The sequence below is a fragment of the Streptomyces angustmyceticus genome (assembly GCF_040701845.1).
GTDB classification, from domain to species: domain Bacteria; phylum Actinomycetota; class Actinomycetes; order Streptomycetales; family Streptomycetaceae; genus Streptomyces; species Streptomyces angustmyceticus_A.
In genome coordinates, this window is the sequence record NZ_JBFBHQ010000020.1 from 57,878 (window position 1) to 79,566 (window position 21,689).

18 protein-coding genes are annotated in these 21,689 nt (G+C 72.8%); 1 reads left to right on the forward strand and 17 read right to left on the reverse strand.

The window, feature by feature from the left end; genetic code table 11:
* Window positions 1-151 precede the first annotated feature (151 nt).
* The 3 genes from rpe to fmt all read right to left on the reverse strand — a co-directional run bounded on the left by rpe (window position 152) and on the right by fmt (window position 3,650).
* Window positions 152-835 (reverse strand): ribulose-phosphate 3-epimerase, encoded by a 684-nt coding sequence (gene rpe, locus AB0411_RS28895; protein ID WP_366420222.1) that lies wholly within the window; start codon window positions 833-835, stop codon window positions 152-154.
* A 303-nt stretch (window positions 836-1,138) separates the two neighbouring features.
* The gene (locus AB0411_RS28900) at window positions 1,139-2,575 is read right to left on the reverse strand and encodes an RsmB/NOP family class I SAM-dependent RNA methyltransferase (RefSeq protein WP_366420223.1); all 1,437 of its coding nucleotides are present in this window, start codon (window positions 2,573-2,575) and stop codon (window positions 1,139-1,141) included.
* Window positions 2,576-2,711: 136 nt separating this feature from the next.
* Window positions 2,712-3,650: a methionyl-tRNA formyltransferase gene (gene fmt, locus AB0411_RS28905; RefSeq protein WP_366420224.1), complete on the reverse strand. Its 939-nt coding sequence runs from the start codon at window positions 3,648-3,650 to the stop codon at window positions 2,712-2,714.
* A gap of 250 nt (window positions 3,651-3,900) precedes the next feature.
* On the opposite strand from fmt, the gene AB0411_RS28910 reads away from it, so the two are divergent.
* The gene (locus tag AB0411_RS28910) at window positions 3,901-4,458 is read left to right on the forward strand and encodes a hypothetical protein (RefSeq protein ID WP_366420225.1); all 558 of its coding nucleotides are present in this window, start codon (window positions 3,901-3,903) and stop codon (window positions 4,456-4,458) included.
* Window positions 4,459-4,955: 497 nt separating this feature from the next.
* Here the strand turns inward: AB0411_RS28910 and AB0411_RS28915 are convergent, their stop codons facing one another.
* The 14 genes from AB0411_RS28915 to pyrR all read right to left on the reverse strand — a co-directional run bounded on the left by AB0411_RS28915 (window position 4,956) and on the right by pyrR (window position 21,598).
* Window positions 4,956-7,094 (reverse strand): primosomal protein N', encoded by a 2,139-nt coding sequence (locus tag AB0411_RS28915; RefSeq protein WP_366420226.1) that lies wholly within the window; start codon window positions 7,092-7,094, stop codon window positions 4,956-4,958.
* A 113-nt stretch (window positions 7,095-7,207) separates the two neighbouring features.
* The gene (metK, locus tag AB0411_RS28920) at window positions 7,208-8,416 is read right to left on the reverse strand and encodes a methionine adenosyltransferase (protein WP_086717153.1); all 1,209 of its coding nucleotides are present in this window, start codon (window positions 8,414-8,416) and stop codon (window positions 7,208-7,210) included.
* 254 nt (window positions 8,417-8,670) lie between these two features.
* Window positions 8,671-9,906, reverse strand: a complete 1,236-nt coding sequence (gene coaBC, locus AB0411_RS28925) for a bifunctional phosphopantothenoylcysteine decarboxylase/phosphopantothenate--cysteine ligase CoaBC (RefSeq protein ID WP_366420227.1) — start codon at window positions 9,904-9,906, stop codon at window positions 8,671-8,673.
* A gap of 126 nt (window positions 9,907-10,032) precedes the next feature.
* Window positions 10,033-10,305, reverse strand: a complete 273-nt coding sequence (rpoZ, locus tag AB0411_RS28930; protein ID WP_005319902.1) for a DNA-directed RNA polymerase subunit omega — start codon at window positions 10,303-10,305, stop codon at window positions 10,033-10,035.
* 72 nt (window positions 10,306-10,377) lie between these two features.
* Window positions 10,378-10,998 (reverse strand): guanylate kinase, encoded by a 621-nt coding sequence (gene gmk / locus AB0411_RS28935; RefSeq protein ID WP_366420228.1) that lies wholly within the window; start codon window positions 10,996-10,998, stop codon window positions 10,378-10,380.
* A 38-nt stretch (window positions 10,999-11,036) separates the two neighbouring features.
* Entirely contained in the window at window positions 11,037-11,360 is a 324-nt protein-coding gene (locus AB0411_RS28940) for an integration host factor (protein WP_006607450.1), read from the reverse strand.
* A gap of 215 nt (window positions 11,361-11,575) precedes the next feature.
* The gene (pyrF, locus tag AB0411_RS28945) at window positions 11,576-12,412 is read right to left on the reverse strand and encodes an orotidine-5'-phosphate decarboxylase (RefSeq protein ID WP_366420229.1); all 837 of its coding nucleotides are present in this window, start codon (window positions 12,410-12,412) and stop codon (window positions 11,576-11,578) included.
* On the reverse strand, window positions 12,409-13,518 hold the full coding sequence (locus tag AB0411_RS28950; protein ID WP_366420230.1) for a quinone-dependent dihydroorotate dehydrogenase: 1,110 nt from the start codon (window positions 13,516-13,518) through the stop codon (window positions 12,409-12,411). Before AB0411_RS28950 ends, pyrF begins: the two co-directional genes overlap by 4 nt.
* A gap of 78 nt (window positions 13,519-13,596) precedes the next feature.
* A complete protein-coding gene (gene carB, locus AB0411_RS28955; protein ID WP_366420231.1) occupies window positions 13,597-16,908 on the reverse strand; it encodes a carbamoyl-phosphate synthase large subunit in 3,312 nt (1,103 codons plus the stop codon).
* Window positions 16,901-18,055, reverse strand: coding sequence for a glutamine-hydrolyzing carbamoyl-phosphate synthase small subunit (gene carA / locus AB0411_RS28960; protein WP_366420232.1), 1,155 nt, complete (start codon window positions 18,053-18,055; stop codon window positions 16,901-16,903). Before carA ends, carB begins: the two co-directional genes overlap by 8 nt.
* A complete protein-coding gene (locus AB0411_RS28965) occupies window positions 18,052-18,648 on the reverse strand; it encodes a PH-like domain-containing protein (RefSeq protein WP_366420233.1) in 597 nt (198 codons plus the stop codon). Before AB0411_RS28965 ends, carA begins: the two co-directional genes overlap by 4 nt.
* A complete protein-coding gene (locus AB0411_RS28970; RefSeq protein ID WP_366420234.1) occupies window positions 18,645-19,931 on the reverse strand; it encodes a dihydroorotase in 1,287 nt (428 codons plus the stop codon). Before AB0411_RS28970 ends, AB0411_RS28965 begins: the two co-directional genes overlap by 4 nt.
* A 5-nt stretch (window positions 19,932-19,936) precedes the next feature.
* Complete coding sequence (locus AB0411_RS28975; RefSeq protein ID WP_366420235.1) at window positions 19,937-20,914, reverse strand: aspartate carbamoyltransferase catalytic subunit; 978 nt, start codon at window positions 20,912-20,914, stop codon at window positions 19,937-19,939.
* Window positions 20,915-21,007: 93 nt separating this feature from the next.
* Window positions 21,008-21,598, reverse strand: coding sequence for a bifunctional pyr operon transcriptional regulator/uracil phosphoribosyltransferase PyrR (gene pyrR, locus AB0411_RS28980; RefSeq protein WP_366420236.1), 591 nt, complete (start codon window positions 21,596-21,598; stop codon window positions 21,008-21,010).
* Window positions 21,599-21,689: the final 91 nt, after the last annotated feature.

Below are 21,689 nucleotides of genomic sequence, written 5' to 3' on the forward strand. Positions count from 1 at the left end.
CCTTTCAGAAACCCGGCGGCAACGGGGACCACGACCGCCCCGACCCTCGTGAACGCTGGGTAGCGCCCCGCACAACGAGCGGCGCGGCCCCCGTCCCGCCCGGATTTCCCTGGCGTGAATCCATCGGGCCGCCGGTTCCCGCCGGCCGCCGTCAGTGCGCGCAGCCCCAGCCCGCCGCCGCGGTCGCCGCCTCGGCCTTCTCCCGCAGGTCACGGACCGCCTTGGCCGGGTCGTCCGCGCCGTACACCGCGGAGCCCGCCACGAACACGTCGGCGCCCGCCTCCGCGCACCGCTCGATGGTGTCCGCCGAGACCCCGCCGTCCACCTGCAGCGCCAGCTGCAAGCCGTGCCGGGAGATCAGTTCACGGGTGCGACGGATCTTCGGCAGCATGATGTCCAGGAACGCCTGGCCGCCGAAGCCGGGCTCCACGGTCATGATCAGCAGCATGTCGAGCTCGGGGAGCAGATCCTCGTACGGCTCGATCGGCGTGGCCGGCTTCAGCGCCATGGACGCCCGGGCGCCCTTGGCCCGGATCTCCCGCGCCAGCCGCACCGGCGCGGCCGCCGCCTCCACGTGGAAGGTCACCGACCCGGCCCCGGCCTCGATGTACTGCGGCGCCCAGCGGTCCGGGTCCTCGATCATCAGATGCAGGTCGAGGGGGGTGTCCGTCGCCTTGCTCAGCGACTCGACCACCGGCACACCGAGGGTGAGGTTCGGGACGAAGTGGTTGTCCATGACGTCGACGTGCAGCCAGTCGGCGCCCTCGACGGCACGTGCCTCCTCGGCGAGGCGGGCGAAGTCTGCGGACAGGATGCTGGGGTTGATCAAGGCCATGCCCCCAGTATGGCGCGAGGACCCGGGACGGGCGGAGGGGGGACGGGAGGGGAACGGAACGGGAGCGCGTGGAGGCGGGGCCGAGGGAGGGGTGGGCGAGCCCCGGGCCGGGGCGGACACCGGCTGGTCGGCCCGGCGGCCGGCCCGGTGACCGGCGCCCCGTTCGGCACCCCGCGCACGGCCGGCCGAACCCCCGGACCCGGACCGACCGCCACATCCCGGCCCGCCGGGTCGTGTTCAGGGGACGCGGCGGGCCGATCGCGCGGCCGGCCCCGGGGCTCGCGGCTGTCGGGCGGCTCTCCCTCAGCGCGTCCGGCGCAGCAGGGCCAGGTACATCGCGTCCGTGCCGTGCAGGTGGGGCCAGAGTTGGACGTCCGGGCCGTCGCCGAGGGCGGGGACGCCGGGCATCAGGGGGCGGGCGTCCACCCACTCCGCCCGGACCGGCTCGCCGCCGCGGGCCTTGAGGACGTCGTCCACCACGGCCCGGGTCTCGGCCGGGTGCGGGGAGCAGGTCGCGTAGCCGACGACGCCACCGACGCGTACGGCCGCGAGGGCCTGGTGCAGGAGTTCGCGCTGGAGCGGGGCGAAGCCGTCCAGGTCCTCGGGGCGGCGGCGCCAGCGTGCCTCCGGGCGGCGCCGCAGCGCGCCGAGGCCGGTGCAGGGCACGTCCACCAGTACCCGGTCGAAGGAGCCGGGCCGCCAGGCCGGTCGGGTGCCGTCGGCGGCGATGACCGCGTACGGGCCCGGGTTGCCGTCGAGCGCCCGCGCCACCAGGCGTGCGCGGTGCGGCTGCTTCTCCGACGCCAGCAGGGCGGCACCGCGCTCGGCCGCGAGCGCCGCCAGCAGCGCCGCCTTGCCGCCGGGGCCCGCGCAGCCGTCGAGCCAGGCGCGGTCGGTGCCCTCGACGGGCGCGTTCGCCAGCGCGAGGGCGACGAGCTGACTGCCCTCGTCCTGCACCCCCGCGCGCCCTTCGCGGACCGGGTCCAGGGCGCCCGGCTCCCCGCCCTCCACGAGCCGCACCGCGTACGGGGACCAGCGCCCGGGGAGCGTGCTCTCCTCGCCGCCGGCCGCCGCCACCAGTTCGTCGGCGGTGCTCCGGCCGGGCCGGGCCACCAAGGTCACCTCGGGGCGTTCGTTGTCCGCCTCCAGCAGGTCCTCGATACCGGCCCGGCCCCCGCCGAGCGCGTCCCACAGCGCCGAGACGATCCAGCGGGGGTGGGCGTGCACGATGCCGAGGTGTTCCTCGGGGTCCTCGTCGTACTCGGGGGCGACCCGCTCCAACCAGCCGTCCAGGTCATGGGCGGTGACCTTGCGCAGCACCGCGTTGACGAACTTCGCCCGCCCGTCGCCCAGCACCACCCGCGCCAGCTCGACGCTGGCGCTCACCGCCGCGTGCGGGGGGATGCGGGTGCCGAGCAACTGGTGCGCCCCGAGCGTCAGCACGTCCAGGACCGGCGGGTCCACCTCCCGCAGCGGCCGGTCCACGCACCGCGCGATGATCGCGTCGTAGGTGCCCTGCCACCGCAGCGAGCCGTAGACCAGCTCGGTCGCCAGCGCCGCGTCGCGGGCGTCGAAGTCGCCGCCCTCGCGCGCCTTGCGCAGCAACGGCGGCAGCACGAGGTTCGCATAGGCGTCCCGCTCGTCGACCGCCCGCAACGCCTCGAACGCCAGGATCCGGACCGGGTCCTTCTGCGGGCGGCGGTAGGGCTTGCTGGGACGGCGACGCGGCTGCTGGCTCACAGAAAAGGTGCTCCGGATACGAGATGAGGGGTCCGTCCCAGCCTACGCGGACCCCCGACCGGAACGCGCGGGAGGCCGGGCCGGGACCGGGACCGCCGAGGACGGCGGCTGCCGCGTCCCGCCGGCGGACGCCGGGTCAGTCCCCCAGCCGCTCCCCGCCCTCGATGCGCACCCCGCGCGCCCAATCCGCCGCCTTCATCGGCTTCTTGCCCTGCGGCTGGACCCAGACGAGCTCGACGGGGTGGCTGCCGGTGCCGACGCACACCGACTTCTTCGTGACGGCGAGTTCGCCGGGCCCGAGGGCGGGCTCGGTGTGCCCGGCGGCGAGCACGGCCGACATCAGCTTCAGGCGCTCCCCGCGGAAGACCGTCCAGGCCCCGGGTGCCGGCGCGCAGCCGCGGATCACCCGGTCGACCCGCAGCGCGGGCGCCGTCCAGTCCACCTTGGCGTCCTCGACCTCGATCTTCGGCGCGAGCGTGATGCCCTCGGCCGGCTGCGGCACCGCCTGCAGCGTGCCGTCCTCGATGCCGTCCATCGTCGCCACGAGCAGCCCGGAGCCGGCGAACGCCAGCCGGGTGAGCAGATCGCCACTGGTGTCCGTCGGCCGGACCTGCTCGGTCAGCACCCCGAAGACCGGGCCCGAGTCCAGTCCGGTCTCGATCTGGAACGTCGAGGCACCGGTCACCTCGTCGCCCGCCAGCACCGCGTGCTGCACGGGCGCCGCGCCCCGCCACGCGGGCAGCAGCGAGAAGTGCAGGTTGACCCACCCCATGGCGGGAATGTCGAGCGCGGCCTTCGGCAGCAGCGCACCGTAGGCGACCACCGGGCAGCAGTCCGGCGCGATCTCCCGCAGCCGGGCCAGGAAGTCCTCGTCGCGCGGCTTGACGGGCTTGAGCACCTCGATGCCCGCCTCCTCCGCGCGCTCCGCGACGGGGCTGGCGACCAGCTTGCGGCCGCGCCCCGCGGGCGCGTCGGGCCGGGTGACGACGGCCACGACCTCGTGCCGGTCCGAGGCGATCAGGGCATCGAGGGCGGGTACGGCGACCTCGGGGGTGCCGGCGAAGACAAGCCTCATGGGTGGCGAACTACCTCTCACACGCAGCGGAACGACACACCAGTCTATGGGTCCCGCCGCAGGCCATGGGCCGTGGATCGAGGGGGCGTACAAGATTTCCCGCGCCTCGTACGGAAGCCCGCACGCCCCCATACCGTGACCAGAGCCGCTGCTGTCGCGTTGGTCAAACAGCATTGACCCGGACCGGGCCGCTCTGACGGCCCGCCCGCTTTCACTCTTCCTTTTCCACGCCGGTTCGAGAGGCTTGCTCATGGCCGACCACGCAACCCACGACGCCCAGGCGCGCGCCAGCCTGCATCTCCTGGTGCGGGACATCGAACGGGTGCGCCGGCAGGTGGACGCATTGCGCACGCTGACCGCTCAGCTCGGCAACGTCTACCGGCCGCGGCGCACCGGCCCCTCCGCGGGCTTCGTCGTCTACGGACGTGCCCCCGCCCCGACGGTGCGCCTCGCCCAGGAACTGCGGGACAGCGTCGAAACGCTCGTCACGGCCGCCGTCGACTTCGACCGGTCGCTGGGGTTCTCCTGGGACGCGGTGGGCTCGGCGCTCGGCGTCACCAAACAGGCGGTGCACCGCCGTTACGGTGCCCGCAGGGCCGCCGCCCAGAACTCCGCGGAGACCAACGGCGGTGAGCCGGCGGTGCGTCCGGCCGATGCGCCGGCGACCCGCGCGGTGACCGTGGCCGCGGGCCTGCCCGGCTCCGCTTCCGTCCCGGCCGCCCGTGCCATGCCCGCCCAGCCCTCCGCGGTCTCCCGCGACGAGCCGGCCGCCCGCCCCGGCGCCTTCCCCGGCCCCCGCAACGGCTGAGCCGCCCGGAACCGAACGCCCTCCGCTCCCCCGCACCGCCACGCGCCAACGCCCCGGGACCACCCGCCGACCTCGGTCCCGGGGCGGCGCCATGCCCGGGGCGGCACCGTGGGCGGGGCGGTGCCGTGGACGGAGCGGCGCCAGGGACGGGGCAGGGAGCACGTGCGAGGCGGAGTCGCTTACGGGCGGCGCCATCCCCGGAATGGCGCGCTATCCGGCCGGCGTCCTGGCCGGAGTGACGCGGTGTCCCGGGCGGCGTCCTGGCCGGAGTGACGCCTGGGCAGGAGTGACGCCACGCGCGGGCAGCGCCACACACGAGGCGGCGCCACGTACGGAAAGCGCCGCATACGTCGCGCCGCCACCACGCGGCGAGCGGACCCCCACATCCGGAACGGCGCCGTACCCGGGCGGGCGCCGGTGCCTCCTGAGCCGCGATCCGGCGAACTCCCCGTCGGGACGCCCCCGCAGGCGCCGCGCCCCGCCCATCCGCCGGCCCCTCACCCCAGGTCGGGCGGGTCGATCCGGACCCGGACCGCCTCCCCCTCCCGTTTGACCAGCCGGGCCGCGCGGGCGGCCTTGAGCGCCGCGGCGAGGGCGGCGCCCTGGCCGGGGCGGACCCGGACCAGTGCGCGTTCCCACTGCTCGCCCGGTGGGGGATCGCCCGGCCGGCGCGGACGCGAGGGGTCCGCCACCGGCAGCGGGACGGGTCCCAACACCTCGGCCTCCGCCGGGAGTTCGGCGTCCCGCAGCAGCTCGGCGACATCCTCCGCACGGCCGGCGACGGAGGCCATCCGCGATACCGGGGGGAACCCCAGCTCGGCCCGCTCGGCCAGCTCACGGACCGCATGGCCGGTCGGATCCCAGCGCACCAGCGCCTGCACCGGCCGCAGCGTCGGCTCCGCGATCACCGCGACGGTGCCGCCCTCCGCCTGGCCGCGGACCAGCGCGGCGGCGCCCAGCCAGCGGCGCAGCGCCTCCTCCCCCGCCCGCAGGTCCGGCCGCCCCAGCAGCGCCCAGCCGTCCAGCAGCAGCGCCGCCGCATATCCGCCGTCCTCGGCCACCGGCTCCGCTCCGGGCGTGCTCACCACGAGCGCGGGAGCGCCCGGAACCGAGGCCAGCACGTGATCACGCCCCGAGGTGCGCACCGGGACCGACGGGAACACCCGGCCCAGCTCCTCGGCCGTCCGCCGCGCCCCCACGACCTGGGCCCGCAGCCGCGCACCGCCGCACTCGGCACAGTGCCAGTCCCCCTCGGGCCGCCCGCACCACCCGCAGGCCAGCTCACCCCTGTCCTGCGACTCCAGCGGGCCCGCGCAGGCCCGGCAGCGCGCGGGGGTACGGCAGCGTTCGCAGGCCAGCCGGGGCGCATATCCGCGCCGCGGGACCTGGACGAGCACCGGCCCGCTCCGGAGCCCCTCGCGCACCACCTGCCAGGCCATCGTCGGCAGCCGGGCGGCACGCGCGGCGGCGTCCCGCGCCTCGTCGCCGTCGCCGACCGTACGCACCAGGGGCGCCGCGGCCCGCACCGCAGCGCGCTCGGCGGTCAGCGGGCGCGCCCAGCCCGTCTCGACCAGCTGCGCCGCCTCGACCGTGCAGCTCAGCCCGCCCAGCAGACAGCCGGCTCGCTCATTGACCGACCGCTGGACGAGGACCTCACGGGCGTGCGGCTGGGGTGCGTGCGGGTCGCTGTGGCTGGCGTCGCCGTCGTCCCACAGGGCGACCAGGCCCAAATCGGCTACCGGCGCGAACATCGCGGCGCGCGTCCCGACCACGGCGCGCACCGCGCCCCGGCTGACCGCCAGCCAGCGGCGGTAGCGCTCCTCGGGCCCGGCGTCGGCGGTCAGCAGCACATGCCGGCCCTCCCCGATCAGCTCGCCGAGCGCCGCGTCCACCCGCGCCGCGGCCCGCCCGTCCGGCACCACCACCAGCGCACCGCGCCCGCCCGCCAGCGTCGCGGCCGCCGCCCGCGCCAGCTCCTGCGGCCAGGTCGGCCCGGGCAGCGCCGTCCACACCGCCCGCGGCGCATCCCCGCGGGTCAGCGCCGCCAGGAACCCGGGGCCGGCCCCGTAGCGCTCCCAACTGCCGGGATCCGGAGGCGCGTTGGGCGGCAGCGGCGCCGGAGACGGCTTGGCCTCCGCCCGCGCCCGGCGCGGCGGCACGGCCAGCTGCACCACATCGGCGAGCGTCCCGGCATAGCGGTCCGCCACCGCCCGGCACAGGGCCAGCAGCTCGGGCGTCAGCACCCGCTCGGACGAGAGCACCTGCGCGATCGGGGCGAGCACCCCGCGGTAGTCGCTCTCCGCGACCCGCTCCACGATGAACCCGCTGACCAGCTTGCCGCCCTCGCGGCGGCCGCCCTTCTCCCCCGCCCCGAACCGCACCCGCACCCGCACGCCGGGCTGCGCCTCGGCGTCCATGGCCGCGGGCACCGCGTAGTCGAAATACCGGTCGAGGTGCACCAGCCCCTTGTCGACCAGTACCCGGGCCACCGGCAGCTCGGCGGCCGGCTCGGCGCCCCGCCACGTCCGCGGCTTCGCCCGCTCCGTCTTGGTCTCCCGCACGGCCTCCCGGATGAGGGCCAACTGCTCGCCCGCACCCGACGCCCCCGCCTCCGGTCGCCCGTTCTCCCTGCTCACAGCATCAGTCTTAGCAGATGGCTCGGACAGCGCGGGGCGCCTGTGGACAGCCCACGGCCCCGGACCGCCGAGCGGTCCGGGGCCGTGGTCAGGTCACGGGCGTCCGGTGGGACTCAGAGCCCCGCGGCCTTCTTCAGCGCCTCCACGCGGTCCGTGCGCTCCCAGGTGAAGTCCTCCAGCTCACGGCCGAAGTGGCCGTAGGCGGCGGTCTGGGAGTAGATCGGGCGGAGCAGATCGAGGTCGCGGATGATGGCGGCCGGGCGGAGGTCGAAGACCTCGCCGATGGCCTGCTCGATCTTGTCGGTGTCGACGGTCGCGGTGCCGAAGGTCTCGACGAAGAGACCGACCGGCTCGGCCTTGCCGATGGCGTAGGCGACCTGGACCTCGCAGCGGGCCGCGAGGCCGGCGGCGACGACGTTCTTGGCGACCCAGCGCATCGCGTAGGCGGCCGAGCGGTCGACCTTGGAGGGGTCCTTGCCGGAGAAGGCGCCGCCACCGTGGCGGGCCATGCCGCCGTAGGTGTCGATGATGATCTTGCGGCCGGTGAGGCCGGCGTCGCCCATCGGGCCGCCGATCTCGAAGCGGCCGGTCGGGTTGACCAGCAGCCGGTAGCCGTCGGTGTCCAGCTTGATGCCGTCCTCGACGAGCTGGTTCAGGACGTGCTCGACGACGAACTCGCGGATGTCGGGTGCGAGCAGCGAGTCGAGGTCGATGTCGCTGGCGTGCTGCGAGGAGACCACGACGGTGTCGAGGCGGACGGCCTTGTGGCCGTCGTACTCGATGGTGACCTGGGTCTTCCCGTCGGGACGGAGGTAGGGGATGGTGCCGTTCTTGCGGACCTCGGACAGGCGCTTGGACAGGCGGTGCGCGAGGTTGATCGGGAGCGGCATCAGCTCCGGCGTCTCGTCGCAGGCGTAGCCGAACATCAGGCCCTGGTCGCCCGCGCCCTGTCGGTCCAGCTCGTCGTCGTCGCCCTCGACACGGTTCTCGTACGCGGTGTCGACACCCTGGGCGATGTCCGGGGACTGCGCGCCGATGGACACCGAGACGCCGCAGGAGGCGCCGTCGAAGCCCTTCTTGGACGAGTCGTAGCCGATGTCCAGGATCTTGTTGCGGACGAGGTTGGGGATGTCGGCGTACGCCTTCGTCGTCACCTCGCCGGCCACGTGCACCAGGCCGGTGGTGATCAACGTCTCCACGGCGACCCGGGAGGTCGGGTCCTCCTTGAGGAGCGCGTCGAGAATGGTGTCGCTGATCTGGTCAGCGATCTTGTCGGGGTGGCCCTCGGTGACGGACTCCGAGGTGAAGAGGCGGCGGGACACATCGCTCCCTGGGGTTGCAGCGGCTGCTGGCTGATCATTGGCGGAGGGGCCGAGAGCTGCGCTCGGCCCGATCCGCTCGCCAGTTTATCGGTCGTGTGCGGTGTTCGGGCACGCGGTCTCGATTTATGGACCCCCCGTGACCTGGGACACCACGGCTCGCGGTAGGACGATCACCATTGAGCATGGGCCGGGTCAAGGGGACATGGCGGATTTTAGGGGGCCGCTGGAGTGAGCACGGGCCCCTTGCGGACACGTCAGGGGCGAGTCTCGGCCAGACGCGGGGCAACCAGGTCCCAGAGGGTGTCGGCCAGGTCTTCCTTGGGTCCGTACGGGACCGGGGTCTCGGTTCCGTCGGCCGCCAGGATCACCGCCTCGTTCTCCGCCGAACCGAAGGCCTTGTGCTCCCCCACCTCGTTGACGACCAGCAGGTCACACCCCTTGCGGGCGAGCTTGGCGCGTCCGTTGGCGAGCACGTCGTCGGTCTCCGCGGCGAAGCCGACCACGAGCTGTCCGGGGCGGGCCCGCTCGGCGGAGAGCTCGGCAAGAATGTCCGGATTCCTCACCAGAGTGACCGGTTCCGGCTCCTGGCCCTCGACCTTCTTGATCTTGCCGGTGGTGTAGACGGCGGGCCGGAAATCGGCGACGGCGGCGGCCATGACCACCGCGTCGGCGTCAGCGGCGGCCTTCAGGACCGCCTCGTGGAGCTGCCGGGCGGTGCCGATGTGCAGCACGTCCACCCCGGCCGGATCCGGCAGCTCGGTGTTGCCGGCGACCAGCGTGACCCGGGCGCCGCGGGCCGCGGCCGTACGGGCGAGCGCGTAGCCCTGCTTGCCGGAGGACCGGTTGCCCAGGTAGCGGACGGGGTCCAGCGGCTCGCGGGTGCCGCCCGCGCTGACCACGACATGGCGGCCGGCGAGGTCCTGCTCCGCCGCCCGGGCGCCACGGGCCAGCACCCGGCGGCAGAACGCGAAGATCTCGGCCGGGTCGGGGAAGCGGCCCTTGCCGGTGTCGACACCGGTCAGCCGGCCGACCGCCGGATCGATGACGAGCGCGCCGCGGCGGCGCAGCGTGGCGACGTTCTCCTGCGTGGCGGGGTGCTCCCACATCTCGGTGTGCATCGCCGGAGCGAAGACCACCGGGCAGCGCGCGGTGAGCAGGGTGTTGGTCAGCAGGTCGTCGGCGAGGCCGTGGGCGGCCTTGGCCAGCAGGTCGGCGGTGGCGGGGGCGACCACGACGAGGTCGGCGCCCTGGCCGATCCGGACGTGCGGGACCTCGTGGACGGACTCCCAGACCTCGGTGCCGGCCGGGTTGCCGGACAGCGCCGACCAGGTGGCCTCGCCGACGAAGTGCAGCGCCGAGGCGGTCGGCACGACCCGTACGTCGTGACCGGACTCGGTCAGCCGTCGCAGCAGTTCACACGCCTTGTAGGCGGCGATCCCGCCGCTCACCCCCAGGACGACCCTGGGCCGCTCCCGCTCACGCCTGTCCATCGCTTCGCCGCTCCCCGGGCCTAGGTCCCTACGTATGCCCCTATGACACACCAAGGGCCCGGCTGGAGGCCCCTCCCAGCGTTAGCCGGGGGAGCTCCGCCGGGCCCTTGGTGAAGGTGCCGCTGCTTACTGCGCCGGGCCCTCGATGGCCTCGGAGGTCAGCAGGCCCGCGTTGATCTCGCGCAGCGCGATCGACAGGGGCTTCTCGTGGACGTGGGTGTCCACGAGCGGGCCGACGTACTCGAGCAGGCCCTCGCCGAGCTGCGAGTAGTAGGCGTTGATCTGGCGCGCACGCTTGGCGGCGTAGATCACCAGGCTGTACTTCGAGTCAGTGGCCTCGAGGAGCTCATCAATGGGCGGGTTGATGATGCCCTCGGGTGCGGTGATGGAAGAGGACACTCTCTACCTTCCGAAGGGGGATGAAGCGGGGGTGTGACGCAAAAGTCTTCGACGGTCCGGGGAGCTGCGCGGTCAGCCGCTGGCGTTCTCGTCTCCGGATCGATTCAGCATCAAGGCTAGCAGCTCACGGCTGACGTCCTCGACGGAGGTGTTGACAAGCGTCACATCGAACTCCTTCTCCGCCGCCAGTTCGATCCGGGCGGCGGCCAGCCGGCGCTCGATGACCTCCGGCGCCTCCGTGCCCCGGCCGGTGAGCCGGCGGACCAGCTCGTCCCAGCTCGGCGGGGCCAGGAAGACCAGGTTCGCCTCCGCCATGGACTCGCGGACCTGGCGGGCGCCCTGCAGGTCGATCTCCAGCAGGACGGGCTCCCCGGACTCCAGGCGGTCCAGCACCGCCTTGCGGGGGGTGCCGTACCGGTTGCCTGCGAACTCGGCCCATTCGAGCAGCTCACCGTTGGCGATGAGCTTGTCGAACTCTCCGTCGTCGACGAAGAAGTACTGGACGCCGTGCCGCTCCCCGGGGCGCGGCTTGCGGGTGGTGGCCGAAACCGAGAGCCAGACCTCGGGGTGGACCTTGCGCAGATGCGCGACGACCGTGCTCTTGCCGACCCCGGAGGGGCCGGAGAGCACGGTCAGTCGCGGTTGTCTGGCCGGGGGCGCGGGGGTCGTCCCCCCGGGGACTGCAGAACTCATGCAGCGATTATTCCAGCTTCCCGGTGATGCCGGAAAATTCAGGAAGCAGTGCTGCCGAACTCGCGCTCCAGTGACGCGATCTGGTTGGAGCCAAGACCCCGGACACGGCGGCTCTCGGAGATCCCGAGACGCTCCATGATCTGCTTGGCGCGGACCTTGCCGACGCCCGGCAGGGACTCGAGAAGGGCGGAGACCTTCATCTTGCCGATGACGTCGTTCTCCTGGCCCTGCTTGATGACCTCATGGAGGGAAGCACCGGAGTGCTTGAGCCGATTCTTGACCTCGGCGCGCTCCCGGCGAGCCGCGGCGGCCTTCTCGAGCGCGGCTGCGCGCTGTTCAGGGGTAAGGGGCGGAAGAGCCACGCCTACGTCACCTCGGATGTCGAACTGTCGGATACGGACCGGTGTGGAACCTAGTCGCCCCGCACCTGCGGAGCAACGAGCAACGCGCTTACGTGCAGTGCTCTCGTCGGAGACTAGCGCCAGAGGGCGCCGGAGTCAGCGAGAACAAGCGAAAAGTCCTGGTCAGACTCTGCTGACCAGGACAATTCGGGACCAAAGTCCCCGTCGGAAGGGTCTCAATCGAGCGCGGTGCGCACTTCGCCGGTGAATCGGTCGGCCGCGGCGCGCAGTGCGGAGGTGTCCGGGCCGTGCCGGAGCACCCCCCGGCTGACGCTCGGCACGACGTTGCGCACGGCGTCGCCGAAGACCTTCGGGAGGTCGGCGGGGGTGGCGCCCTGGGCGCCGATGCCGGGGGCGAGCAGCGGGCCGTTGATCGCCAGGTCGAACGAGGAGAGATCGCCGAGCGTGGCGCCGACGACCGCGCCGAAGGAGCCCAGCGGCCCGGCACCGGCGTTCTCGGCGGCGAGGTGGCCGAGCATGGTCGCACCGAGCGTGCGGCCGTCCTCGCGCACCGCGCGCTGGACCTCGGCGCCCTCCGGGTTGGAGGTGAGGGCGAGGACGAAGAGCCCGCAGCCGCTCTCGCGGGCCAGGTCGACGGCCGGGCGCAGCGAGCCGTAGCCGAGGTACGGGGAGACGGTCAGCGCGTCGGAGAACAGCGGCGAGTCCGGACGCAGGTAGGTCTCGGCGTAGGCGGCCATGGTCGAGCCGATGTCGCCGCGCTTGGCGTCCATCAGGACCAGCGCGCCGCGCTCGCGCGCCTCCTCGACGGCGGTCTCCAGCACGGCCAGGCCGCGCGAGCCGAAGCGCTCGAAGAAGGCCGACTGCGGCTTGAAGACCGCGACCGACTCGCCGAGGGCCTCCACCACGGTCCGGGTGAACCGCGCCAGGCCCGCGACGTCGTCGTTCAGGCCCCAGTCGGCCAGCAGCGAGGCGTGCGGGTCGATGCCGACGCAGAGCGGGCCGCGCTCGTCCATGGCGCGGCGCAGACGGGCACCGAACGCTTCCTGGGTCATGCGGTCACCTTCTTGTGCTCGGCGCCGACGGCGTCGGCGAGGGTGGCGTACGGGCTGTTGCGCAGGCGGGCGGCGAGGCCCTTGTGGATCGCGCGGCACCAGAACGGGCCCTGGTAGATGAAGGCGCTGTAGCCCTGGACGAGGGTGGCGCCGGCGAGGATGCGCTGCCAGGCGTCCTCGGCGTTCTCGATGCCGCCCACCCCGATGAGGGTGATCCGGTCGCCGACGCGGGCGTAGAGGCGGCGCAGCACCTCCAGGGAGCGCTCCTTGACGGGCGCGCCGGACAGTCCGCCGGTCTCGGCGGTCAGCGTCGGGTCGGAGACCAGGCCGAGGCCCTCGCGGGCGATGGTGGTGTTGGTGGCGATGATCCCGTCCAGGCCCAGCTCGACGGCCAGGTCGGCGACCGCGTCGACGTCCGCGTCGGCGAGGTCGGGCGCGATCTTGACCAGCAGCGGGACCCGGCGGTCGGTGACCGTGCGGTCGGCGGCCTCGCGCACGGCCGTCAGCAGCGGGCGCAGGTGGTCGACGGCCTGGAGGTTGCGCAGCCCCGGGGTGTTCGGGGAGGAGACATTGACCACCAGGTAGTCGGCGTGCCGGGCGAGCCGCTCGGTGGAGGTGACGTAGTCGGCGGTGGCCTCGGCCTCCGGGACGACCTTGGTCTTGCCGATGTTGACGCCGACGGTGGCCGGGAAGACCGGGCGGCGGGCCGCGAGGCGGGCTGCCACGGACGCGGAGCCGTCGTTGTTGAAGCCCATGCGGTTGATCAGCGCGCGGTCCGCCACGAGCCGGAACAGGCGCTTCTTGGGGTTGCCGGGCTGCGGCTGGGCGGTGACCGTGCCGATCTCGACGTGGTCGAAGCCGAGCATGGTCATCCCGTCGATGGCGACGGCGTTCTTGTCGAAGCCGGCGGCCAGGCCGAAGGGGCCGTGCATCCGGCGGCCCAGGGCCTCGGTGCGCAGTTCCTTGTAGCGGGGCGCGAGGGCGGCCGCGAGGAAGGTGCGCAGCACGGGGATGCGCACGGCCAGCTGGATCCAGCGGAAGGCCAGGTGGTGGGCCTGCTCGGGGTCCATGCGCTTGAAGATCAGGTGGAAGAAGAGGCGGTACATCGTCGGGTGGGCCTTCCGGGGTGAGGAGCGAGGGGGCACGAAGAGGGGGACACCGCGTCGGTGTCCCCCTCCTGGCCGCTACTCCTCGCGGGCCGCGGTGAGATGTTCGGCGTGTTCCTGGAGGGACCGCACGCCGACGTCCCCGCGGGACATGGCCTCGATGCCCTGGACCGCGGCGGCCAGCGCCTGGACGGTGGTCAGGCAGGGCACGGCGCGGGCCACGGCCGCGGTGCGGATGTCGTAGCCGTCCAGCCGGCCGCCGGTGCCGTAGGGGGTGTTGACGATCAGGTCGACCTGGCCGTCGTGGATGAGCTGGACGATGGTCTTCTCGCCGTCCGGCCCCTCGCCCTCGGACTGCTTGCGCACCACGGTGGCGTTGATGCCGTTGCGGCGCAGCACCTCGGCGGTGCCGGAGGTGGCGAGCAGCTCGAAGCCGTGCGCGACCAGCTCACGGGCCGGGAAGATCATCGAGCGCTTGTCGCGGTTGGCGACGGAGACGAAGGCGCGGCCCTTGGTGGGCAGCGCCCCGTAGGCGCCGGTCTGCGACTTGGCGTAGGCGGTGCCGAAGACCGAGTCGATGCCCATGACCTCGCCGGTGGAGCGCATCTCCGGGCCGAGGACGGTGTCCACGCCGCGGCCGTGGATGTCGCGGAAGCGCGACCAGGGCATCACGGCTTCCTTGACGGAGATCGGCGCGTCCAGCGGCAGCGTGCCGCCGTCGCCCGACTTGGGCAGCATGCCCTCGGCGCGCAGCTCGGCGACGGTCGCGCCCAGCGAGATCCGGGCGGCGGCCTTGGCCAGCGGTACCGCGGTGGCCTTCGAGGTGAAGGGCACCGTACGGGACGCGCGGGGGTTGGCTTCCAGCACGTAGAGGATGTCGCCGGCCATGGCGAACTGGATGTTGATCAGTCCGCGGACGCCGACGCCCTTGGCGATGGCCTCCGTCGAGGCGCGCAGCCGCTTGATGTCGTAGCCGCCCAGCGTGATGGGGGGCAGCGCGCAGGCGGAGTCGCCGGAGTGGATGCCGGCCTCCTCGATGTGCTCCATGACGCCGCCGAGGTAGAGCTCGTGGCCGTCGTAGAGCGCGTCGACGTCGATCTCGATGGCGTCGTCGAGGAACCGGTCGATCAGGACCGGGTGCCGGTCGATGAGGCCGGCGTGGCGGGTGAGGTACTCGCCCAGCGACGGCTCGTCGTAGACGATCTCCATGCCGCGGCCGCCGAGCACGTAGGACGGGCGGACCATGACCGGGTAGCCGATCTCGGCGGCGATCCGCTTGGCCTCGTCGAAGGAGAAGGCGGTGCCGTACTTGGGGGCGGGCAGTCCGGCCTCGGTGAGCACCCGGCCGAAGGCGCCGCGCTCCTCGGCGAGGTCGATCGCCTCGGGCGAGGTGCCGACGATCGGCACGCCGTTGTCCTTGAGCGCCTGCGCCAGGCCCAGCGGGGTCTGCCCGCCGAGCTGGACGACGACGCCGGCGACCGGGCCCGCCTGGGTCTCGGCGTGCACGATCTCCAGCACGTCCTCCAGCGTCAGCGGCTCGAAGTACAGGCGGTCGGAGGTGTCGTAGTCCGTCGAGACGGTCTCCGGGTTGCAGTTGACCATCACGGTCTCGTAGCCGGCGTCGCTGAGCGCGAACGAGGCGTGGACGCAGGAGTAGTCGAACTCGATGCCCTGGCCGATGCGGTTGGGGCCGGAGCCGAGGATGATCACGGCCGGCTTCTCGCGCGGGGCGACCTCGGTCTCCTCGTCGTAGGACGAGTAGAAGTACGGGGTCTTCGCGGCGAACTCGGCGGCGCAGGTGTCGACCGTCTTGTAGACCGGGCGGACACCGAGGGCGTGCCGGACCTCGCGGACGACGTCCTCGCGCAGTCCGCGGATCGCGGCGATCTGGGCGTCGGAGAAGCCGTAGCGCTTTGCGTCCGCAAGGATCTCCGGGTGGAGCTTCTCGGCGGCGGCGATCTCGTCGGCGATCTCCTTGACGAGGAAGAGCTGGTCGACGAACCAGGGGTCGATCTTCGTGGCGTCGAAGACCTCCTGGGGCGTGGCACCGGCGCGGATCGCCGCCATGACGGTGTTGATCCGGCCGTCGGTGGGGATCCGGGCCTTCTCCAGCAGCGCGGCCTTGTCGCCCGGCTCGCCGACGAAGTCGAACTGGCTGCCCTTCTTCTCCAGGGAGCGCAGGGCCTTGTTGAGCGCCTCGGGGAAGTTGCGGCCGATGGCCATCGCCTCGCCGACCGACTTCATGGTCGTGGTGAGGGTGGCGTCGGCGGCCGGGAACTTCTCGAAGGCGAAGCGGGGCACCTTGACGACGACGTAGTCGAGGGTCGGCTCGAAGGACGCCGGCGTCTTCTCGGTGATGTCGTTGGGGATCTCGTCGAGGGTGTAGCCGACGGCGAGCCGGGCGGCGATCTTCGCGATCGGGAAGCCGGTGGCCTTGGACGCCAGCGCCGAGGAGCGCGAGACGCGGGGGTTCATCTCGATGACGATGACCCGGCCGTCCTCGGGGTTCACCGCGAACTGGATGTTGCAGCCGCCGGTGTCGACACCGACCTCGCGGATCACGGCGATGCCGACGTCCCGCAGGGTCTGGTACTCACGGTCGGTGAGCGTCATCGCCGGCGCGACGGTGATCGAGTCGCCGGTGTGCACACCCATCGGGTCGAAGTTCTCGATGGAGCAGACGACCACGACGTTGTCGTTCTTGTCGCGCATCAGCTCCAGCTCGTACTCCTTCCAGCCGAGGATGGACTCCTCCAGGAGCACCTCGGTGGTCGGCGAGAGCGTCAGGCCCTGGCCGGCGATCCGGCGCAGCTCCTCCTCGTCGTGCGCGAAGCCGGAGCCGGCGCCGCCCATGGTGAAGGAGGGGCGGACGACGACGGGGTAGCCGCCGAGCTCGTCGACGCCCGCCAGGACGTCGTCCATGGAGTGGCAGATCACCGAGCGGGCGGACTCGCCGTGGCCGATCTTGGCGTTGACCGCCGCGACGACCTCCTTGAACAGGTCGCGGTCCTCGCCCTTGTTGATCGCCTCGACGTTCGCGCCGATCAGCTCGACGCCGTACTTGTCGAGGGTGCCGGACTGGTGCAGCGAGATCGCGGTGTTGAGCGCGGTCTGGCCGCCCAGGGTCGGCAGCAGCGCGTCGGGGCGCTCCTTGGCGATGATCTTCTCGACGAAGTCCGGGGTGATCGGCTCGACGTAGGTGGCGTCGGCGATCTCCGGGTCGGTCATGATCGTCGCCGGGTTGGAGTTCACCAGGACGACGCGCAGGCCCTCGGACTTGAGGACCCGGCAGGCCTGGGTGCCGGAGTAGTCGAACTCGGCGGCCTGGCCGATGACGATCGGGCCGGAGCCGATGACCAGGACGGACTGGATATCGGTGCGCTTAGGCACGCTGGCCCTCCATCAGGGAAACGAAGCGGTCGAAGAGGTACGCGGCGTCGTGCGGACCCGCGGCGGCTTCGGGGTGGTACTGGACGCTGAAGGCCGGCTGGTCGAGGAGGTGCAGGCCCTCCACCACGTTGTCGTTGAGGCAGACGTGGGAGACCTCGGCGCGGCCGAAGGGGGTGTCGGAGACCTTGTCGAGCGGGGCGTCGACGGCGAACCCGTGGTTGTGCGCGGTGACCTCGACCTTGCCGGTCGTGCGGTCCTGCACCGGCTGGTTGATGCCGCGGTGCCCGTACTTGAGCTTGTACGTGCCGAAGCCCAGCGCGCGGCCCAGGATCTGGTTGCCGAAGCAGATGCCGAACAGCGGCGTCTTCCGCTCCAGGACGCCCTGCATCACGGAGACCGGGTGGTCGGCGGTGGCCGGGTCGCCGGGACCGTTGGAGAAGAACACGCCGTCGGGGTTCACCGCGTAGACGTCCTCGACGGTGGCGGTGGCCGGCAGGACGTGCACCTCGATGCCGCGCTCGGCCATCCGGTGCGGGGTCATGCCCTTGATGCCCAGGTCGATCGCGGCGACGGTGAACTTCTTGGTGCCGATCGCCGGGACGACGTAGGACTCCTTGGTGGCGACCTGCGTGGACAGGTCGGCGCCCTGCATCTCGGGGGCCTGGCGGACCTTGGCCAGCATCGTGCCCTCGTCGGGCAGCGCGTCGCCGGAGAAGATGCCGACCCGCATGGCACCGCGCTCGCGCAGATGGCGGGTCAGGGCGCGGGTGTCGACGCCGCTGATGCCGACGACGCCCTGGGCGACCAGTTCGTCGTCGAGCGAGCGCACCGAGCGCCAGTTGGACGGGATGCGGGCGGGGTCGCGGACGACGTAGCCGGAGACCCAGATCCGCTGCGACTCGGGGTCCTCGTCGTTCACACCGGTGTTGCCGATGTGCGGGGCGGTCATGACGACCACCTGGCGGTGGTACGAGGGGTCGGTCAGCGTCTCCTGGTAGCCGGTCATGCCGGTGGAGAACACCGCCTCGCCGAAGGTCTCCCCCACGGCGCCGTAGGCGCGGCCGCGGAAGGAGCGGCCGTCCTCCAGGACGAGTACGGCGGGCAGCCCCCTTGTGCCGTGGGCGGTGCCCCTGGTGGAGGTCGTCATCGTGCGCCTTCCGTTTCGGTGTGCTCGGTGGTGCTGGTGGTGTGCTCGGTGGTGCTCAGCCGGTTGACGGCCCCGACCCAGGCCGGGTGTGTCTCCGCCCGGTCGGAGCGGAAGCCGGAGTCGATCTGCCGGCCGCCGTGCTCCCAGGTGACGATCAGCAGGCCGCCCTCGGTCAGGACCTTGCCGGCGATGCCCTTGTCGAGGCGGGCGCCGCGGAGTGCGGCGGCCGGCACGAAGAAGTCCGTCGCGCCCGGCCGTACGACGTCCAGGCCCTGCTCCGTCAGGGTCAGCTCGGCGCGGCTGCGGGTCCCCAGGCCGCGCGCCACGATCCGGTCGAGCCACTGCCCTGCGGTGGTGGAACCGTGGTAGCGGCCGGACAGGGTCAGCTGCGGCTCGCCCGCGTCGGCGGGAGCGGTGGGCAGCTCGGGCAGGTCGCCCTGGAGCGTGCCGCGCCACTTCCAGCCCTGGCGCATCAGCCAGTAGACGAAGACGACGAAGACCAGGAGGCCGGCGACCCAGGCGATCCGCCCGGCCCAGTCGGTGACCGGCGCCGAGTGCGGCGCCGCGGCCAGAATGCTCAGTGCAGGTGTCACGCCAGCTTCCCGTCGACGAGCGTTGCCCGGCCCCGCAGGAAGGTGTGGGTGACGCGTCCCGGCAGCTCACGGCCCTCGTAGGGGGTGTTGCGGCTGCGGGAGGCGAAGCCCGCGGGGTCCACCTCTCCACGGTAAGCGGAATCGACCAGCGTGAGGTTGGCGGGCTCACCGGCCGAGACGGGACGGCCGTGGCCGGCCGCGCTGCCGATCCGGGCCGGCGCGAAGGACATCCGGTCCGCGACGTCCGCCCACGTCAGCAGGCCGGTGTCGACCATCGTCCGCTGGACGACGGAGAGCGCGGTCTCCAGGCCCACCATGCCCATGGCGGCGGCGGCCCACTCGCAGTCCTTGTCCTCGTGCGGGTGCGGGGCGTGGTCGGTGGCGACGATGTCGATCGTGCCGTCGGCCAGCGCCTCGCGCAGGGCCAGCACGTCGCGCTCGGTGCGCAGCGGCGGGTTGACCTTGTAGACGGGGTTGTAGCTGCGCACCATCTCGTCGGTCAGCAGCAGGTGGTGCGGGGTGACCTCGGCGGTCACGTCGATGCCGCGGGACTTGGCCCAGCGCACGATCTCCACGGACCCGGCGGTCGACAGGTGGCAGATGTGCACCCGCGAGCCGACGTGCTCGGCGAGCAGCACGTCGCGGGCGATGATCGACTCCTCGGCGACGGCCGGCCAGCCGCCCAGCCCCAGCTCGGCGGAGACCACGCCCTCGTTCATCTGGGCACCCTCGGTCAGCCGCGGCTCCTGGGCGTGCTGGGCGACGACGCCGCCGAAGGCCTTCACGTACTCCAGCGCCCGGCGCATGATCACGGCGTCGTCGACGCACTTGCCGTCGTCGGAGAAGACCGTGACGCCGGCCGCGGACTCGTGCATGGCGCCCAGCTCGGCGAGCTTCCTGCCCTCCAGGCCGACGGTCACCGCGCCGATGGGCTGCACGTCGCAGTAGCCGTGCTCCTTGCCGAGCCGGTAGACCTGCTCGACGACGCCGGCGGTGTCGGCGACCGGGAAGGTGTTGGCCATGGCGAACACGGCGGTGTAGCCGCCGGAGGCGGCGGCCCGGGTGCCGGTGAGCACCGTCTCGGAGTCCTCGCGGCCGGGCTCGCGCAGGTGGGTGTGCAGGTCGACGAGCCCGGGCAGCAGGATCTTGCCGTCGGCCTCGACGACCTCGGCGCCCTCGGCGCTCAGCCCGGTACCGACGGCCTCGATGAACTCCCCGTCGATCAGGACGTCCTGCGGCTCCCCGCCCAGCACCCTGGCACCGCGGATCAGGATCTTGCTCATGGTTCTTACTTCTCCTCGGTACGGGGGTGGGTGAGGGCGGGCTCGTTGCCGCCCAGGAGCAGGTACAGGACGGCCATCCGGATGGAGACGCCGTTGGTCACCTGCTCGATGACCGTGCAGCGGTCGGAGTCGGCGACCTCGGCGGTGATCTCCATGCCGCGGACCATCGGGCCGGGGTGCATCACCAGCGCGTGCCCGGGCATCCGCGCCATCCGCTCGCCGTCCAGGCCGTAGCGGCGCGAGTACTCCCGCTCGGTCGGGAAGAAGGCGGCGTTCATCCGCTCGCGCTGCACCCGCAGCATCATCACGGCGTCGGACTTGGGCAGCACCGCGTCGAGGTCGTAGGAGACCTCGCACGGCCAGTTCTCCACCCCGACCGGCACCAGGGTGGGCGGCGCGACGAGGGTGACCTCGGCGCCCAGGGTGTGCAGCAGGTCGACGTTGGAGCGCGCGACCCGGCTGTGCAGGACGTCGCCGACCAGGGTGATCTGCCGGCCGGCGAGGTCCTGGCCGAGCCCGGCGTCCGGCCCGATCAGCCGGCGGCGCATGGTGAAGGCGTCGAGCAGGGCCTGGGTGGGGTGCTGGTGGGTGCCGTCACCGGCGTTGATGACCGGGGCGTCGATCCAGCCGGAGGTGGCGAGCCGGTAGGGGGCGCCGGAGGCGCTGTGCCGGATGACGACGGCGTCCACGCCCATCGCCTCCAGGGTCTGGGCGGTGTCCTTGAGGGACTCGCCCTTGGAGACGCTGGATCCCTTCGCCGCGAAGTTGATCACGTCCGCGGAGAGCCGCTTCTCGGCGGCCTCGAAGGAGATCCGGGTCCGGGTCGAGTCCTCGAAGAAGAGGTTGCAGACGGTGCGTCCGCGCAGGGTGGGGAGCTTCTTGATCGGCCGGTCGGCGACCCGGGCCATCTCCTCGGCGGTGTCGAGGATCAGGACGGCGTCGTCGCGCGTGAGGTCGGCGGCCGAGATGAGGTGACGCTTCATCCGGTTTTCTCCGTGAGTGATGGAGGTGTACGGGAATGTCCGTCGAGCGGGCATGCCTGCGGGCCCGGGATCACCGGGTCCGCGCGCGATGCGTCAGCGCTCGCCGGCCGGGGCGGTGTGCTTCACGCCGAGCAGCACGGCGTCCCGGCCGTCCTCCTCGGTGAGCTGGACCTTGACCGTCTCCCGCAGCGACGTGGGGAGGTTCTTGCCCACGTAGTCGGCGCGGATCGGCAGTTCGCGGTGGCCGCGGTCGACGAGGACCGCGAGCTGTACGGCGCGCGGCCGGCCGATGTCGCCCAGGGCGTCCAGCGCGGCGCGGATGGTGCGGCCGGAGAAGAGGACGTCGTCGACGAGGAGGACGACGCGGCCCTCGATGCCGTCGGCGGGGATGTCCGTGCGGGCGAGCGTGCGGGCCGGGCCCAGGCGCAGGTCGTCGCGGTACATCGTGATGTCGAGCGAGCCGACCGGGACCGTGCGGCCGGTGATCTCTTCGAGCTTGGCGGCGAGCCGTCGGGCGAGGAACACGCCGCGGGTGGGGATCCCCAGGAGCACCACATCGTCCGCGCCCTTGGCGCGCTCGACGATCTCGTGGGCGATACGGGTGAGCATCCGCGCGATGTCCGGGCCTTCGAGCACCGGCCGGGCGGGGAGCTGAGCCCTCGTGTCGGAACTGCTTGCGTCCATATGAAACGGACCTCCTTCTCCGCCTCACGGGACGGACCTTAAAGGACGTCGGAATTACGCGGTCAGGTTACCAGGGGCCCTCCCGGGGCCC

Excerpts from the sequence above, each read along its gene's own strand:
- AB0411_RS28910 (WP_366420225.1), top strand. The coding sequence starts at position 3,901 with ATGGCCGACCACGCAACCCACGACGCCCAGGCGCGCGCCAGCCTGCAT.
- AB0411_RS28970 (WP_366420234.1), bottom strand. The coding sequence starts at position 19,931 with ATGAGCAAGATCCTGATCCGCGGTGCCAGGGTGCTGGGCGGGGAGCCG.
- gmk (WP_366420228.1), bottom strand. The coding sequence starts at position 10,998 with ATGAGTTCTGCAGTCCCCGGGGGGACGACCCCCGCGCCCCCGGCCAGA.
- fmt (WP_366420224.1), bottom strand. The coding sequence starts at position 3,650 with ATGAGGCTTGTCTTCGCCGGCACCCCCGAGGTCGCCGTACCCGCCCTC.
- coaBC (WP_366420227.1), bottom strand. The coding sequence starts at position 9,906 with ATGGACAGGCGTGAGCGGGAGCGGCCCAGGGTCGTCCTGGGGGTGAGC.
- AB0411_RS28950 (WP_366420230.1), bottom strand. The coding sequence starts at position 13,518 with ATGTACCGCCTCTTCTTCCACCTGATCTTCAAGCGCATGGACCCCGAG.
- AB0411_RS28975 (WP_366420235.1), bottom strand. The coding sequence starts at position 20,914 with ATGAAGCGTCACCTCATCTCGGCCGCCGACCTCACGCGCGACGACGCC.
- pyrF (WP_366420229.1), bottom strand. The coding sequence starts at position 12,412 with ATGACCCAGGAAGCGTTCGGTGCCCGTCTGCGCCGCGCCATGGACGAG.
- carA (WP_366420232.1), bottom strand. The coding sequence starts at position 18,055 with ATGACGACCTCCACCAGGGGCACCGCCCACGGCACAAGGGGGCTGCCC.
- rpe (WP_366420222.1), bottom strand. The coding sequence starts at position 835 with ATGGCCTTGATCAACCCCAGCATCCTGTCCGCAGACTTCGCCCGCCTC.
- pyrR (WP_366420236.1), bottom strand. The coding sequence starts at position 21,598 with ATGGACGCAAGCAGTTCCGACACGAGGGCTCAGCTCCCCGCCCGGCCG.